We start from the raw sequence: 15882 nt of genomic DNA, 5'->3' as shown, positions 1-15882 counted from the left end.
CTGCCCTTTTCGGCCATAAGTCGGCGGTAAGACGGGTGAGTGACGCATGAAGGGCGGGTGCGGGGCGCGGGAATGCGAGATTTTCTCGTCCGGTTGAGGTTTCCGTGAAACGGAGCAGGGGGAGGACGGCTGTACACCCCGCGATCACGCTCCGCTGCTGCCGCACCACCATGCGGTACGGAGCCATCCGCTTTCCGCAGAGCGGGCGCGGGTGTCCGGCACCGTCGCCGCCCGGCACGGGTCGCGCCGGGCGCTCGCACGAGGCGTGATCGCCCCTTCTGAACGGCACACCCCCGTGCCACCGACCCACGACCCAGGACGAGGGGGCACAGCATGGACGCATTCACCGCAGGGCTTCTGCAGCGCATAAGGACGACCGAGTCCGACCTGACGCGGGCTCGTGACGAGGGCGACGACTTCCTCGTCGAGGTGGAGCAGGGCGAACTCGACGACCTGCGCCGCCTCGCCGCCGAACACGGTGTGGAAGTCGGCGTGTCCAGCGTCTGACCGGCCCATAGGCACACCAGCGGGCCCCCGGCGAATCCAGCGCCGGGGGCCCGCTGTCGTGCTTGCGGACAACGGCACGGGGGCTTGCAACGAGAACGGCCCGGGCCCGAGGTGGCTGCTCGCAAGGCGAACGGCACAGGCCGACGCTGTTGCCTGCACCGAAGGGCACAGGCCCACCAAGGCCGACGCTGTTACCTGCACCGAACGGCACAGGCCGACCACGGCCCGACGGTGTTACCTGCACCGAAGGGCACAGGCCGACCACGGCCCACGGGTGTCGCCTACACAGAACGGCACAGGCCCACCAACGGCCACTGTCCCCAGGCCACCGGCCGGGAGGGAGCCGAAGGGGCGCGCCGGTGTCGAGAGCACGAGCGCGCGGAGGCGCGAAGCGCTGAGCACGGTCGGGCTCTCGACACCGGCACACAGCGCCCCGTAGGCGACCGACCCATCCAGCACAGCCCCGTCAATCCCTCCAGGCGCCGAAGTCCTCCAGGAGCCGCTGGAGCGGCTCGAAGACCGCCGGGGTGGCCGCGACCGTCAGGTCGTACGACGGGCGTTCTCCGGGGCGTCCGCCGGTCAGGGCGCCCGCCTCCCGGGCGATGAGGTCGCCGGCCGCGAGGTCCCAGGGGTGCAGGCCGCGCTCGTAGTAGCCGTCCAGGCGGCCCGCGGCGACGTCGCACAGGTCGACCGCGGCCGAGCCGGAGCGCCGGATGTCGCGCAGCAGGGGGATCAGCTTGCGGGCGACCTCGGACTGGTGGACGCGGACCTCGGTGACGTAGTTGAAGCCGGTCGAGACCAGGGCCTGCTCCAGCGGTGCCGCGGGGCGGCAGGCCAGCCTGCGCTCGCCGTCCCAGGCGCCTGTCGCCCAGGCGCCGCCGCCCCGGACCGCGTGGAAGGTCTCGCCGCGCATCGGGGCCGCCACGACGGCGACGACGCTCTCGCCGTCCTGCTCGGCGGCGATGGAGACGGCCCAGGTCGGCAGGCCGTACAGGTAGTTGACGGTGCCGTCGAGCGGGTCGATCACCCAGCGGACGCCGCTCGTGCCCTCGGTGGAGGCGCCCTCCTCGCCGAGGAAGCCGTCGTCCGGGCGGTGCTCGGCGATCAGGTCCGTGATCAGCTTCTCGGCGGCGATGTCCATCTCGGTGACCACGTCGATCGGGCTCGACTTGGTCTTGGCCACCGACAGGTCGGCCGGGCGGCCGTCGCGCAGCAGGTCGCCCGCGCGGCGCGCGGCCTCCCGGGCCAGGTGGAGGAGTTCGGTGTGGAGAGGGTCGGTCACAGGGGTCCTCACGCGTAGGGGCTGTCGGCGCCTGCGGCGGCCGGGCGGGGGGCCCGGGCGGGGCAGCAGCCCACCGGGCAGAGGTTGTGGCTGGGGCCCAGCGCCCCCAGGGCGCAGGGGGTGGCCTCCTGGCCGCGTTCCGTCGCGGCCCGCTCCAGGATCAGGTCCCGGATCGCCGCGGCGAACCGCGGGTCGGCGCCGACGGTGGCCGAGCGGCGCACAGGGAGCCCCAGTTCCCCGGCCTTGGCCGTGGCCTCGGTGTCGAGGTCGTAGAGGACCTCCATGTGGTCCGAGACGAAGCCGATGGGGGCGATCACGACGGCGGGGGCGCCGGAGGCGTGCCGCTCCTCCAGGTGGTCGCAGATGTCGGGCTCCAGCCAGGGGATGTGCGGGGCTCCGGAGCGGGACTGGTAGACGAGCTGCCAGGGGTGCTCGACGCCGGTGCGCTCGCGGACGGCGTCGGCGATCAGCCGGGCCACGTCCAGGTGCTGCGCGACGTACGCACCGCCGTCGCCGTGGTCCTCGACCGGTCCCGAGGTGTCGGCGGCGGAGGTCGGGATGGAGTGGGTCGAGAAGGCGATGTGGGCGCGGTCCCGGACCTCCTCGGGCAGGTCGGCGAGGGACCGCAGTACGCCGTCGACCATGGGCTCGACGAAGCCGGGGTGGTTGAAGTAGTGCCGCAGCTTGTCGATCTTCGGCGGTTCCAGGCCCTCGGCCTCCAGGGCGGCCAGCGAGTCGGCGAGGTTCTCGCGGTACTGGCGGCAGCCCGAGTACGAGGCGTAGGCGCTGGTGGCGAGGACCAGGATGCGGCGGCGGCCGTCCCGGACCATCTCGCGCAGGGTGTCCGTCAGGTAGGGGGCCCAGTTGCGGTTGCCCCAGTAGACCGGCAGGTCCAGGCCGTGGTCGGCGAAGTCCTTGCGCAGGGCGTCCAGCAGTTCGCGGTTCTGGTCGTTGATGGGGCTGATCCCGCCGAACAGGAAGTAGTGCTGACCGACTTCCTTCAGGCGTTCCTTGGGGATGCCTCGCCCGCGCGTCACGTTCTCCAGGAACGGGACCACGTCGTCCGGTCCTTCGGGGCCGCCGAACGAGAGCAGGAGCAGGGCGTCGTAGGGGGTGGCATCGAGCGCGTCTGGCATGGCTCGATCCTGCCACCCGGCACTGACAGCCGGGAAACGGCGGGGTGTCGGCCGGGGTCCCACCGGCCGACCGGGTGCGTTAGGGTCACCTAACTCGTAAGCTGTATCAGCCACGTACACGCCTTACGCCGTACGCCCTACGCCGCCCGCCCTACGTCCTACGCCTTGCCCCTCACCCGGCGCCCTCGCCGAGCCGCCGCCCTGCCGTCCGACCGGAGATCCCGTGCCCAGCCCCTACCGCGCCTTGTTCGCCGCCCCCGGCTCCAAGGGCTTCTCCGCCGCAGGCTTCCTCGGCCGGATGCCGCTGTCGATGATGGGCATCGGCGTGGTGACGATGGTGTCCCAGCTGACCGGGCGGTACGGCCTGGCCGGCGCCCTGTCGGCCACGATCGCGCTCGCCGCCGCCGTCGCGGGACCGCAGGTCTCCCGCCTGGTGGACCAGTACGGTCAGCGGCGCGTGCTGCGTCCGGCGACCCTGATCTCCCTGACTGGCGCTGGCCTGCTTCTCCTCGCCGCGCACTACGGGTGGCCGGACTGGGTGCTGTTCGTGGCCTGCGTCGGCATCGGCTGCGTGCCGAGCATCGGTGCGATGATCCGCGCCCGCTGGGCCGCCGTGTACCGGGGCACCCCGCAGCTGCACACCGCGTACTCCTTCGAGTCGGTGATCGACGAGGTCTGCTTCATCTTCGGGCCGATCATCTCCATCGGGCTGTCGACGGCCTGGTTCCCGGAGGCCGGTCCGCTGCTCGCCGCCTGCTTCCTGGCGGCCGGGGTCTTCTGGCTGACCGCGCAGCGCGCCACCGAGCCGGAGCCGCATCCGCGGGACCAGCACGCGGCGGGCGGCCGCACCGCCTTGCGCTCCCCCGGTCTCCAGGTCCTGGTGGCCACCTTCGTGGCGACGGGCGCGATCTTCGGGTCGGTCGACGTGGTCACGGTCGCCTTCGCGGAGGAGCAGGGCCACAAGGGCGCCGCGAGCGTCGTTCTCGCGCTGTACGCGGCGGGGTCGTGCCTGGCCGGTGCCGTCTTCGGGCTTTTGCACCTCAAGGGAGCGCCCGAACCTCGCTGGCTGCTGGGCGTATGCGCGATGGCCGTGAGTATGATCCCCCTCCTACTGGTCGGAAACTTGCCGTTTCTGGCCGTGGCGCTGTTCCTTGCCGGGCTCTGCATCGCTCCCACGATGATCACGACGATGTCCCTCATCGAGCAGCACGTACCACGCGCGCAACTGACCGAGGGCATGACCTGGGTGAGCACGGGGCTCGCGGTCGGGGTCGCGCTCGGCTCCTCCGTGGCCGGCTGGGTGATCGACGCGGCCGGTGCGCAGGCCGGGTACGGGGTTCCGGCGGTGTCCGGGGCCGTCGCGGTCGCGGTCGGTTTCCTCGGGTACCGCCGGCTCAGCAGGCCGGCTCCGGGTCGGGGAGGCACCGTTGAGCAGCACAGCGAGCGGGACGAACGGCACATGGCGTAACTGGGGAGGCAACGTCTCCGTCCGGCCCGCGCGGGAGGTCGAACCGGCCTCCGTGGAGGAGCTGGTGGCGGCCGTGCGCGGCGCCGCGGAGGACGGCCTGAAGGTGAAGGCGGTCGGCACCGGGCACTCCTTCACCTCCATAGCGGCCACGGACGGCGTCTTGATACGCCCTCAACTGTTGACCGGCATCCGCAACATTGACCGGGACGCCATGACGGTCACGGTGGAGGCCGGCACCCCGCTCAAGAGGCTCAACGTGGCCTTGGCGCGCGAGGGGCTGTCGCTGACCAACATGGGCGACATCATGGAGCAGACGGTCTCCGGGGCCACCAGCACCGGCACGCACGGCACGGGCCGTGACTCCGCTTCGATCGCCGCCCAGATCAGGGGCCTGGAGCTGGTCACCGCCGACGGCTCGGTCCTCACCTGCTCCGAGAAGGAGAACGCGGACGTGTTCGCGGCCGCGCGCATCGGCCTCGGCGCACTGGGCATCGTCACCGCGATCACGTTCGCGGTCGAGCCGATCTTCCTGCTCACCGCCCGCGAGGAGCCGATGACCTTCGACCGGGTCACCAGCGGCTTCGACGAACTGTGGGCCGAGAACGAGCACTTCGAGTTCTACTGGTTCCCGCACACCGGCAACACCAACACCAAGCGCAACAACCGCAGCGCGGGTCCCGAGCGGCCGGTGGGCCCGGTGCGGGCCTTCTTCGAGGACGAGTTCCTCTCCAACGGCGTGTTCCAGGCCGCCCAGTGGGTCGGGCGCGCGGTGCCCGCCACGATCCCGGCGATCGCGCGGATCTCCAGCAGGGCCCTGTCCGCCCGGACGTACACCGACATCCCCTACAAGGTCTACACGTCGCCGCGCCGGGTGCGCTTCGTGGAGATGGAGTACGCCGTCCCGCGCGAGGCCGCCGTCCAGGCGCTGCGCGAGCTGAAGGCGATGGTCGACCGCTCGGGCCTCAGAGTCAGCTTCCCCGTGGAGGTGCGCACCGCCCCGGCCGACGACATCACGCTGTCCACCGCCTCGGGCCGCGACACCGCCTACATCGCCGTGCACATGGTCAAGGGCACGCCGTACCAGCGGTACTTCACCGCCGCGGAGCGCATCTTCACCGCGCACGAGGGCCGGCCGCACTGGGGCAAGATCCACACGCGCGACGCCGAGTACTTCGCCGGGGTCTATCCCCGCTTCGGCGAGTTCACCGCGCTGCGGGACCGGCTCGATCCCGAGCGTCGGTTCCAGAACCCGTACTTGCGGAGGGTGCTGGGGTCGTAGCAACCAACTGCACGAGAAAGGGACGTACGAACGAAACCATTAGTTCCGTATCTGTCGATTACGTGAAGTACGCCACGCACAAGATCCCCAAAGCCCCGCAACGGGCGGCCGGGGCCCGCCTCTTGCGAGAACTTGAGCGGCGCGCCAATCCACGCACGTGGCCCGAATGGAGTACTGTTGCGAGCCCTGGGTCCGGTCTCCCGCCAGGGCGTCCGCGACCTTCAAGGACCGCCAGGAGGGGGCTAGTTGCACAGGGTGACGGAGTTGGTCACTTAGCGTTGCGAATAGGTAACCGTGCCATAACGGCGATCCAGGGCCCGCGCCCGACACGCCGGGCAACTCGGCAAGGTTGTGGCAGGCTGCACCCGGGCAGGCCACACTCGACTAGCGGAAGCAGCGACGCACGTGACGTCGGCAGGCACCACCCGGGAGGTCCCCATGCCCGAACTGCGTGTCGTGGCCGTCTCCAATGACGGCACACGGCTGGTGCTGAAGGCTGCGGACAGCACGGAGTACACGCTTCCGATTGACGAACGGCTCCGCGCCGCCGTGCGCGGCGACCGTCCCCGCCTCGGCCAGATCGAGATCGAGGTGGAGAGCCATCTCCGCCCCCGCGACATCCAGGCACGTATACGCGCCGGCGCGACCGCGGAAGAGGTCGCCCAGATGGCCGGCATCCCCGTCGACCGCGTACGGCGGTTCGAGGGCCCCGTGCTGGCCGAGCGCGCCTTCATGGCCGAGCGGGCCCGCAAGACGCCCGTCCGCCGGCCCGGTGAGAACGCCGGACCCCAGCTCGGCGAGGCCGTCCAGGAGCGGCTGCTGCTGCGCGGCGCCGAGAAGGACACCGTGCAGTGGGACTCGTGGCGCCGCGACGACGGCACCTGGGAGGTCCTGCTGGTCTACCGGGTCGCGGGTGAACCGCACTCGGCGAGCTGGACGTACGACCCGCCGCGGCGGCTCGTCCAGGCCGTCGACGAGGAGGCCCGCTCGCTGATCGGCGAGTCCGAGGACCTGGCCGCGCCGGAGCCCAGCTTTCCGTTCGTCCCGCGGATCGCCCGCCTGCCGCGCGACCGCCCGCTGGACCGCGCCCTGGACCGGGAGCGACCGAGCCTGCCGGCGCCGGCCACCGAGCCGGTCGCCGAGGAGAGCACGAGCGAACGGGACTCCCTGACCAGCCTGTTGGAGGCCGTACCGAGCTTCCGCGGCGACCTCGTGGTCCCCGAGCGCCCCTCGGAGCCCGCTCCCCCGGAGGAGCCCGAGACCGAACCCGCGGAGGAGGAGCCCCCGGCGCCCGCGGCCTCGGCCGGTTCCGCCTACGCGGACGTCCTCATGCCCCGCTCCGTCGGCAGCCACCGCGACCGCCTCATCGGCTCCACCGACCGCCAGGCCGAGGCCGACGGCGTCCGCCCGGGCCGCCGCGCGGCCGTCCCGAGCTGGGACGAGATCGTGTTCGGAACGCGGCGGAAGAAGCAGGAGTAGTCGGCTCGGCGCTCCGTGCGGCGGCCTCGGGAAGAGGCGGGAGAGTCGGCCGTACGGCGGCCGTGGCAGCGAACACCTGGGCCCGCACCGGTCGGTGCGGGCCCGTTCTCCCACTGCGGCGCCACTGAGGGCCGTACGCCCGCTGCCGCGCGAACCTGGGGCACCCTCCCGCCGCCGTACTACTACCGCGGACCCGTTCGACCCCACCGAGCACCCATGGACCCGTTCTCCCGCCGCCGCACGCCCGCGAACCGCTCCACCGCCGCCGCACAAACCACCACGGACCCGCTTCCCCGGGCGCTGCCGCGCTACTGCGGATCCGGCCCCACGGCCACAGGGCGGGACGGGTCCGAGGACCATTCCGACCAGGAGCCCACGTAGAGCGCCGCGGGAATCCCGGCGACGGCGAGTGCCAGGACCTCGTGCGCCCCCGAGACGCCCGAACCGCAGTACACGCCGACCTCGGTGCCGTCGGAGGCCCCGAGGGCCTTGAAACGCGCGTGCAGGTCCTCGGCGGGCAGGAAGCGGCCGTCGGCGGCCACGTTGTCGTTGGTGGGGGCGCTGCGGGCGCCGGGGATGTGCCCGCCGACCCGGTCGATCGGCTCGACCTCACCGCGGTACCGCTCCCCCGCGCGCGCGTCCAGCAGCACACCGGAGCGGGCGAGCGCCGCCGCACCGTCCGCGTCGAGGAGCCCCACGGCGCCCGGCGCCGGTTCGAAGTCCCCTTCCGCGGGCGTCGCCGCCGACGTCTCCAGCGGGCCGTCCCAGGCCGGCAACCCGCCGTCGAGGACCCGCACGTCCGGGTGACCCGTCCAGCGCAGCAGCCACCACGCGCGGGCCGCCGCCCAGCCCTGCCCGCCGTCGTAGACGACGACCGGCACCCGGGCCGAGACACCCGCCCGCCGCATCGCGGCACCGAACTCCGCGACGTCCGGAAGCGGATGGCGGCCGCCCGCACCCGGCGGGGAGGCGAGTTCCCTGTCCAGGTCGACGAAGACGGCCCCGGGAATGTGCCCGGCCGCGTAGGCGGCACGACCGTCGAAGGGTGGTTCGCCGGCCGCCTTGGCCGTGCTCAGCTGCCAGCGGATGTCGAGCAGAACTGGCCGATTCTGCCCTGCCAGGTCGCTCGCGAGTTCGGATGCGGAGATGATGGCGTTCATGGCCACCATCCTTGCGCACGGGGTGGCCGCATCGTCCATGTCCGGCTACTCTGCTCCGCCGGACAGGCCCGATCACGAGGCGTACGGGATCGGGCACATGCTGTACAGCCGATCGACACTCGTGGGCAAGCACACGGAAACGGACGGGAAACGGCACAACGGGCATCCTCCGTGGCACAGGGTGCCGCCGGGCGGCGCGCCCGGGACGCGCGGCACCACGGGTGGTGCGAGCATCGGCACGGGTCCGAAGAGTCGGAAGCGACGCGGCCACCGCGAGGGGCCGAGGAGAGAGTGACGATGACCGAGGCACGGGGGTCGGCCGGTTCGAGCGGCGAGGCAGAGGCTCGGCACGCGCCCGGCACGCCCTGCTGGGTGAGTCTGATGGTGCACGGACTGGACGCGACCCAGGAGTTCTACGGCGAGCTGTTCGGCTGGGAGTTCCAACCGGGCCCCCAGCAGCTCGGCCCGTACGTACGGGCCCTCCTGGACGGCAAGGAGGTGGCAGGCATCGGCCAGTTGCCCCCGGACCGGCACCTTCCCATCGCCTGGACGCCCTACTTCGCCTCGGACGACGTACACGGCACGACCGAAACGGTACGGCTGTGCGGCGGCACGGTCGGCGTGGGTCCCCTGGACGCGGCGGAGGCCGGCCGGCTGGCGATCTGCTCCGACCCCTCGGGCGCCGTCTTCGGCATCTGGCAGGCGGCCGCCCACCTCGGCATCGCTCTCACCGGCGTGCCCGGCACACCCGCCTGGAACGAGCTGATCACCTTCGAGTCCGCGAGCGTCGTCAAGTTCTACGAGACCGTCTTCGGCTTCGAACAGGAGGCCGTGGCCTCCGCGGACTTCGACTACGTCACCCTGCACATCGCCGGCCGCACGGTCGCCGCCGTCCTCGGCATGGGCCAGGCCCTCCCCCGTGACCGCGGCCCCCACTGGATGACCTTCTTCGAGGTCGCCGACACCGACGAGGCGACCGCCCGTGTCTACGAACTCGGCGGCCACGTCCTCAGACAGCCCCACGACAGCGCCCTCGGCCGCATGTCCACGGTCACGGACCCGGAGGGCGCGAGGTTCTCCCTGCTGCAGAGCAAGGCCTGAGCAGCGGCCCACAGCGGCACGACGAACGGCACATCGAGATGTTCCCTCGTCCGGAAGACGCGGAAGGCGTGTTCACGTACACCACGGTGAACCCGTGGCCGTCCCTGCGGATGTTCGCGAAGTTCGCCTGCATCGCGGAGCAGTACGGCTACCGCTACGACGGCCTGGATCCGGACATGAGCGGCTCCTCCACGCCCTTCTTCGTCTTCCGGCGTCTGCCGGACGCCCGGGCCCGTGCGGAGCGCACGCGCTCGCGCTACCCCGACGCGCTCAGTGGCGGCCGGCTGCCGGGAATGCGCCGCCGCTGGTTCCCCGGTCCGGCGTCGCCGGAAGCGCGGCACGAGGTGAGGATCTTGCGCGCCCGCATCGCGATCGACCACTTCAGCGTGGTGGGAGGTCAGCGGCTGAGGCCCTGGCTGATCCGTATCGCGGTCGTGGCGGTGGCCCTCGTCGTGGTGAACGCACAGTTCAGCGCCGCGGCCGTGGGCACCGCAGCGGGCCTCGCGCTGGCTCTCACCGTGTTGCTGGTCGGTTCAAGGGTGTTCATGCGCCGACGCGTCGTGACGTATCGAAGGAAGCTTGAAGCAGTCGGCATCCGGTGGCCCGCATCGCCCTCGGGCGGAGGCCTCCCGTCACCGCACGATCAGCCCGAGGTGACCGGCAGCACGTCGGGGGACAGCGCCGCGGCCCGAGCCCGCGCAGCCGTCATGCGGCGCCGGTGATGCCGTCGGCACAGCACCTCGTAGCCGATCTCCTCGGGTGAGCGGTTCACGTCGCCCACCACGACCTGCTCGCCGTCGACGACCATCTCGCCGCCGACCGTACGGGCGTTGTGCGTGGCCCGCGCCCCGCACCAGCACATCGCCTCGACCTGCAGCGTCTCGATGCGGTCGGCCAGCTCGATCAGCCGCTGGGAGCCGGGGAAGAGCTTGGTGCGGAAGTCCGTCGTGATGCCGAAGGCGAAGACGTCCAGCGTCAAGTCGTCCACGATCCGGGCCAGTTGGTCGATCTGCTCCGGTGCGAGGAACTGGGCCTCGTCGACGATGACGTAGTCGACCTTGCCGCCCTGTGACAGCTCGGCCACGACATGCGCGTAGAGATCGAAACCGCGTCCGGCCTCCACCGCGTCCGTCACCAGGCCGAGCCGGGAGGACAGCTTGCCCTCGCCCGCTCGGTCGTCGCGGGTGAAGATCAGGCCCTGCAGACCGCGCGCCGAGCGGTTGTGGACGATCTGCAGTGCCAGGGTCGACTTCCCGCAATCCATCGTTCCGGAGAAGAACACCAGCTCGGACATGGGGAGTTGAGCACCTTTCGGCAAGGGGGACGGGAGAGCGGGTGTCAGGATCGTACTTCGAGCAGCGGCACCAGCTGCTCGGCCGGAGTCATCGAGCCGTGGTTGCCGACCATGGCCGACTCCTTCGGCTCGCGCTCGGAGGCGATGATCAGGACGTCGTCGCGGGCGGCGGCGACCACGTCGCCGATGCGGGCGTGGACCCGCTCGTCGACGCGCGGCCCGAACCAGCCCGCCGCGATCGCCTCGTCCCGCGAGGCCACCCAGAACTGCTCGCCGAGCACCTCGCGCCAGCAGGTCAGGACGTCGTTCTCGGCGCCGGGCACGGCGTAGACATGGCGGGCGCGGCCTTCGCCGCCGAGCAGGGCGACCCCGGCGCGCAGCTCCCAGTCCGCGTCGAAGTCGATGCGGTGGTCCTCGTCGAAGGGCACGTCGATCATGCCGTGGTCGGCGGTGACGTAGAGCGCGGTGCGCGGCGGGAGTTGTTCGGCGAGGCGCTGGACGAGCCGGTCGACGTACATGAGCTGGCCGCGCCAGGTGTCGGAGTCGACGCCGAAGCGGTGGCCGGCGCCGTCGACCTCGGCGTAGTAGGTGTACACCAGGGAGCGGTCGCCGGCGGCCAGTTGCTCGGCCGCCAGGTCCATCCGGTCCTCGCCGCCGAGCCGCCCGTGGAAGCGGCCGCCGCTGAGCGCGACCTTGGTCAGGGGGGTCGTCTCGAAGGCGGGTGACGACACCTGCGCCGCGTGCACGCCGGCCTCGTGGGCGAGCTGGAAGACGGTGGGGTACGGCTGCCAGGGGCCCGGCGGGGTCCAGGGCTGCCAGCGCAGCTGGTTCATCAGCTCGCCGGTGTCGGGGTTGCGCACGGTGTAGCCGGGCAGGCCGTGCGCGCCCGGCGGCAGGCCGGTGCCGACGGAGGCGAGGGAGGTCGCGGTGGTCGCCGGGTATCCGGCGGTGATCGGCCGTCCGGTGCCGCCGCGGGAGCTGCTCAGGAGCGAGCTCATGAAGGGGGCCTCGTCCGGGTGCGCCTTGAGCTGCTCCCAGCCCAGACCGTCGATCAGGAACACGCAGTTCCGGTCGGCGGGGGTGAGCTCCGGGATCGCGGCGGTCATGCCGGGTACGGCCATGCCCGCGGCCAGCGTGGGCAGGAGGTCGGCGAGCGAACCGCTGCCGTACTCGGGCAGGGGCGCGGAGTCGACGGCGAGCGGTTCCGGGTGGGGCTCCCAGGCGGTGGGCTGCGCCATCAGCGGGTGAGGTCCGCGGTCGCCTCGGAGACCGCCTGCGCGAAGGCGAGCGCCTGCCGCACGGTCTCCGGGCCGTCGCCGGCCTCGCTGACGCGCAGGCTCAGGTCGTCGGCGGTGGAGCTGCCCGTGTAGCCGTGGTCGGCCTCGCAGTTGGGGTCGCCGCAGGCGGCGGGCTCCAGGTCGATACGGGAGACGGCGCCCCAGCCGATGGTCAGGACGACCTCGCGGGGCAGGGTGCCGGGCCGGTACTGCTCCGGGTTGGCGACCACCCGGCTGACCACGACCGATGAGATCCGGCCGAGTTTGACCGACTCCGTGGAGGTCGTGGCGTACGGGGTCGGGGACGTGCTGTCGGCGGCCTGCTCGTCGGTGTGGCTGACGATGAAGCGGTTGCCGGTGAGGACGAGCACGGTGACGTGCCGGCGCACCTCGTTCTGGTCGAACGTCGTCTCCTGGTGGACCAGGTACGACCGGATGGGCTCGCCGCCCACGGCGGCCTCCACCGCCTCGGCCACGAGGGCCGGGTAGTAGCCGCTGCGTTCGATCGCCGCTCGCAGCCCCTGGGTCGTCGTACTGGTCTTGGCCATGACGCCCATCCTACGGGGGCCCACTGACTGCGAGGCACCGCTCGCCCGAGGTCAGTACGCGGGCAGGGTCCGCGGGCCGAGGTCGTCGCGCGCGGGCGGCGGCGCGAGCCGCACGGTGGCGCCGAGCACGCTCAGGCCGTTCGGTGCGACGACGACCGGCTCCAGGGTCACCGCGACGACTTCGGGATGGTCGTGGACCAGCCGTGACACCCGCAGCAGCAGCTCCTCCAGGGCAGGCGTGTCCACCGGCGTCGAGCCGCGCCACCCGAAGAGCAGCGGTGCCGTCCGGATCGAGCGGATGAGCGAGGCGGCCTCCCGGTCGGTGACCGGTATCAGCCGGTGCGCCATGTCCCCGAGCAGCTGCGAGGCCGCCCCGGCGAGCGCGAACGACAGGACGGCCCCGGCCGCCGGGTCGATCACGGCCCGTACGACGGTGTCGACGCCGCGCGGGGCCATGCCCTGCACCACCGGCCGCAGCGCCTGCGGTGTGCCGAACAGCTCGGTCAACTCGGCGTAGGCGCGGCGCAGTTGCTCCTCGTCGGCGAGGTCCAGGCGTACGCCGCCCAGGTCGGCGCGGTGCCGCAGGTGCGGGGCGGTGGCCTTGAGGGCCACGGGGTAGCCGATGGCGCGCGCGGCCTCGGCGGCGGCGTCGGGGCTGGGCGCGGGGACCGCCCGGCGGACGTGAATGCCGTACGTCCCGAGCAGTTCGCAGGTGTCCTCGGTGCCGAGCGTGAGGCCCTGCCCGCGCGCGAGGAGCCCGTCGATCAGGGCGGCGGCCCCCCGCTCGTCGATGTCCTCGTACTCGGGCACCCGGCCGGGCTCGGTGGCGTCCCGGCGCCACTGGCCGTACCGCACGGCTTCGGCGAGGGCGCGGACGGCGCGTTCGGCGGCGGGGTAGGCGGGGATGAGTCCCGCCGGGCCGCCGGTCCCGGGGGAGGGCGGCTCCTCGTCGGCGGCGCCGGGCCGGGTGTCGTCCGCCTGCCCGGCGGGTTCGCCGGAGCCGGACTGGGGTGCGGTGCTGGCCGCGGCGGACAAGGCCTCCGCCAGCCCGCCCAGCTCCACGTGCACCACCAGGACCGGCTTCCCGGGCACCTCCTCCGCCGCGGAGCGCAGCGCCTCCGCGAGCACCGCGTCCCCCGGCGAGCCCTCCCCGATCGCCGGGATCGCCGTGACGACCACCGCGTCGCAGGTGTCGTCGGCCAGCGCGCGGGACAGGGCCCGGCGGAAGTCCTCCGCCGACGCGGCCGTCGTCAGGTCCAGCGGGGGCAGCGGCCGCAGCCCCTCGGACAGGCACGCGTCGTACGTCAGCAGCCCCAGCGACTCGGAGTTGCCGAGGATCGCCACCCGCGGCCCGGCGGGCAGGGGCTGGCGGGCGAGCAGCAGTCCCGCGTCGACGAGTTCGGTGATCGTGTCGACCCGGATGACGCCCGCCTGGCGCAGCAGCGCGGACACCGTGGCGTGCGGCAGCCGGGTGGCCCGTACCGCGTGTCCCTGGGGCGCGGATCCGCCGTGGCGCGCGCCCTGGACGACGACGAGCGGCTTGGTGGCCGCCGTGCGCCGGGCGAGGCGGGTGAACTTGCGCGGGTTGCCGATGGACTCCAGGTACATGAGGACCACGTCGGTGTCCGGGTCGTCGTACCAGTACTGGAGTACGTCGTTGCCGGAGACGTCGGCCCGGTTGCCGGAGGAGACGAAGGTGGACACGCCCGTGTCGCCGGTGACCCCTCCGCCGCGCCGGTGCAGCCGGGACAGCAGGGCGATGCCGATGGCGCCGGACTGGGCGAACAGCCCGATCCGGCCGGGCCTCGGCATCTCGGGGGCCAGGGAGGCGTTGAGCCGGACGTCCGCGGCGGTGTTGATGATGCCGAAGGTGTTCGGGCCGATGAGGCGCATCCCGTACGCGCGCGCGTGCCGGACGAGTTCGCGCTGGCGCTCGCGGCCCTCGGGGCCGCTTTCGGCGTATCCGGCGGAGACCACGACCAGTCCCTGCACGCCGTGCTCGCCGCACTCGGCGACGACCGCGGGGACCTGTTCGGCCGGTACGGCGACGACCGCGAGGTCCACGTGCTCCCCGACGTCCCGCACCGAGCGGTGGGCGGGGACGCCGTCGAGTTCCTTCAGGTCCTCGGGGAAGGCCTTGTTGACGGCGTACAGCCGGCCCGTGAAGCCGGCGTCCCGGATGTTGCCCAGGACGCTGCGGCCCACGCCGCCCGGTGTGCGGCCGGTCCCGATGACGGCGACGGAGCCGGGCGCCAGCAGGCGCTGCACGGACCGCGCCTCGGCGCGCTGTTCGCGCGCGTACTGCACGGCGAGCGAGCGGGCGGTGGGTTCGAGGCCGAACTCCAGGCGTACGACGCCGTCCTCGAAGCTGCGCTTCTGGGTGTACCCGGCGTCCGTGAACACCTTGATCATCTTGGTGTTGGCGGGCAGTACCTCGGCGGCGAAGCGCCGGATGCCGCGCTCGCGGGCGACGGCGGCGATGTGCTCCAGGAGGGCGGAGGCCACACCGCGCCCCTGGTGGGCGTCCTGGACGAGGAAGGCGACCTCGGCCTCGTCGGCGGGTGCCGACGCGGGCATGCCGTCGGCACCAATGCGGTCATAGCGTACGGTGGCGATGAACTCGCCGCCGATGGTGGCTGCGAGTCCCACCCGGTCCACGAAGTCGTGGTGCGTGAAGCGGTGGACGTCCTTGGCGGACAGACGCGGGTAGGGCGCGAAGAAGCGGTAGTACTTCGACTCGTCCGAGACCTGCTCGTAGAAGCTGACCAGGCGCTCGGCGTCATCAACGGTGATGGGGCGGATGCGCGCGGTGCCGCCGTCGCGCAGCACCACGTCGGCTTCCCAGTGGGCGGGGTACTCGTGCCGGTCCGGCGCGCTCTGCATGGGCCCCAGAGTACGGCTCGCGTCCGACAACGGCGCGAGGCAGTCTGTGGAGGACGGAAGTCGGACCGAGGCCGCGGCCCGACTGCCCGCCCCGGAACGGGACACCGGTTCCGTTCCGGAGAGGCTTCACGTTGTGGAACACTGGTCTAGACAACCCTGAGAACCTGAAGGGCAGCATCACATGGCTGAGCGCCGCGTCAACGTCGGCTGGGCCGAGGGCCTCCACGCCCGCCCCGCCTCCATCTTCGTCCGAGCCGCCACGGCCGCAGGCGTCCCGGTGACGATCGCCAAGGCTGACGGCAACCCCGTCAACGCGGCCTCCATGCTGGCCGTCCTCGGCCTGGGCGCCCAGGGCGGCGAGGAGATCGTCCTCGCCTCCGACGCCGAGGGCGCGGACGCCGCCCTCGACCGTCTCGCGAAGCTGGTCTCCGAGGGCCTCGAGGAGCTCCCCGAGACCGTCTGAGCATC

General features: G+C 72.5%; 14 protein-coding genes. 7 read left to right on the top strand and 7 right to left on the bottom strand.

All coding sequences use genetic code 11. The features are described from left to right. Window positions 1-333: 333 nt before the first annotated feature. The gene (locus ICC28_RS05640) at window positions 334-507 is read left to right on the top strand and encodes a hypothetical protein (RefSeq protein WP_188287289.1); all 174 of its coding nucleotides are present in this window, start codon (window positions 334-336) and stop codon (window positions 505-507) included. 466 nt (window positions 508-973) lie between these two features. On the opposite strand, the gene ICC28_RS05635 is transcribed toward ICC28_RS05640, so the two are convergent. Together ICC28_RS05635 and ICC28_RS05630 are read right to left on the bottom strand one after the other, a co-directional pair. Beyond that, a complete protein-coding gene (locus ICC28_RS05635) occupies window positions 974-1789 on the bottom strand; it encodes an inositol monophosphatase family protein (protein WP_188287288.1) in 816 nt (271 codons plus the stop codon). A gap of 8 nt (window positions 1790-1797) precedes the next feature. Beyond that, window positions 1798-2925, bottom strand: coding sequence for a ferrochelatase (locus ICC28_RS05630; protein ID WP_188287287.1), 1128 nt, complete (start codon window positions 2923-2925; stop codon window positions 1798-1800). A gap of 223 nt (window positions 2926-3148) precedes the next feature. Here ICC28_RS05630 and ICC28_RS05625 point away from each other — a divergent pair, with 223 nt between their 5' ends. The 3 genes from ICC28_RS05625 to sepH all read left to right on the top strand — a co-directional run bounded on the left by ICC28_RS05625 (window position 3149) and on the right by sepH (window position 7151). Continuing rightward, window positions 3149-4393: an MFS transporter gene (locus tag ICC28_RS05625; protein ID WP_188287286.1), complete on the top strand. Its 1245-nt coding sequence runs from the start codon at window positions 3149-3151 to the stop codon at window positions 4391-4393. Continuing rightward, window positions 4353-5672, top strand: coding sequence for a D-arabinono-1,4-lactone oxidase (locus ICC28_RS05620; protein WP_188287285.1), 1320 nt, complete (start codon window positions 4353-4355; stop codon window positions 5670-5672). The genes ICC28_RS05625 and ICC28_RS05620 overlap by 41 nt, the downstream gene beginning before the upstream one ends. Before the next feature lie 438 nt (window positions 5673-6110). Beyond that, on the top strand, window positions 6111-7151 hold the full coding sequence (sepH, locus tag ICC28_RS05615; protein ID WP_188287284.1) for a septation protein SepH: 1041 nt from the start codon (window positions 6111-6113) through the stop codon (window positions 7149-7151). A 308-nt stretch (window positions 7152-7459) separates the two neighbouring features. Here the strand turns inward: sepH and ICC28_RS05610 are convergent, their stop codons facing one another. Next, window positions 7460-8311: a sulfurtransferase gene (locus ICC28_RS05610; RefSeq protein WP_188287283.1), complete on the bottom strand. Its 852-nt coding sequence runs from the start codon at window positions 8309-8311 to the stop codon at window positions 7460-7462. 297 nt (window positions 8312-8608) lie between these two features. Here ICC28_RS05610 and ICC28_RS05605 point away from each other — a divergent pair, with 297 nt between their 5' ends. Together ICC28_RS05605 and ICC28_RS05600 are read left to right on the top strand one after the other, a co-directional pair. Next, window positions 8609-9412: a VOC family protein gene (locus tag ICC28_RS05605; RefSeq protein ID WP_188287282.1), complete on the top strand. Its 804-nt coding sequence runs from the start codon at window positions 8609-8611 to the stop codon at window positions 9410-9412. A 68-nt stretch (window positions 9413-9480) separates the two neighbouring features. Further along, entirely contained in the window at window positions 9481-10134 is a 654-nt protein-coding gene (locus ICC28_RS05600; RefSeq protein ID WP_188287281.1) for a hypothetical protein, read from the top strand. Here the strand turns inward: ICC28_RS05600 and ICC28_RS05595 are convergent. Genes ICC28_RS05595 through ICC28_RS05580 form a run of 4 tightly spaced genes read right to left on the bottom strand, consistent with a single transcriptional unit; the run spans window position 10056 to window position 15414 of the window. Beyond that, window positions 10056-10706, bottom strand: coding sequence for a thymidine kinase (locus ICC28_RS05595; RefSeq protein WP_188287280.1), 651 nt, complete (start codon window positions 10704-10706; stop codon window positions 10056-10058). The genes ICC28_RS05600 and ICC28_RS05595 overlap by 79 nt on opposite strands. Window positions 10707-10750: 44 nt before the next feature. Then, on the bottom strand, window positions 10751-11944 hold the full coding sequence (locus tag ICC28_RS05590) for an alkaline phosphatase family protein (protein ID WP_188287279.1): 1194 nt from the start codon (window positions 11942-11944) through the stop codon (window positions 10751-10753). Further along, a complete protein-coding gene (locus ICC28_RS05585; protein WP_188287278.1) occupies window positions 11944-12531 on the bottom strand; it encodes a DUF5998 family protein in 588 nt (195 codons plus the stop codon). Before ICC28_RS05585 ends, ICC28_RS05590 begins: the two co-directional genes overlap by 1 nt. A 51-nt stretch (window positions 12532-12582) precedes the next feature. Then, window positions 12583-15414 carry a bifunctional GNAT family N-acetyltransferase/acetate--CoA ligase family protein gene (locus ICC28_RS05580; protein WP_188287277.1) on the bottom strand — a complete coding sequence of 944 codons (2832 nt, stop codon included), beginning with the start codon at window positions 15412-15414 and terminating at the stop codon, window positions 12583-12585. Window positions 15415-15595: 181 nt separating this feature from the next. On the opposite strand from ICC28_RS05580, the gene ICC28_RS05575 reads away from it, so the two are divergent. Beyond that, window positions 15596-15877 carry an HPr family phosphocarrier protein gene (locus ICC28_RS05575; protein ID WP_003993478.1) on the top strand — a complete coding sequence of 94 codons (282 nt, stop codon included), beginning with the start codon at window positions 15596-15598 and terminating at the stop codon, window positions 15875-15877. The last annotated feature ends 5 nt before the right edge of the window (window positions 15878-15882 follow it).

It is taken from the genome of Streptomyces sp. TRM68416, assembly GCF_014596915.1.
Lineage (GTDB): Bacteria > Actinomycetota > Actinomycetes > Streptomycetales > Streptomycetaceae > Streptomyces.
Note: the sequence above shows the minus strand (reverse complement) of the source record. Positions and strands in the feature narration are given on the sequence as shown.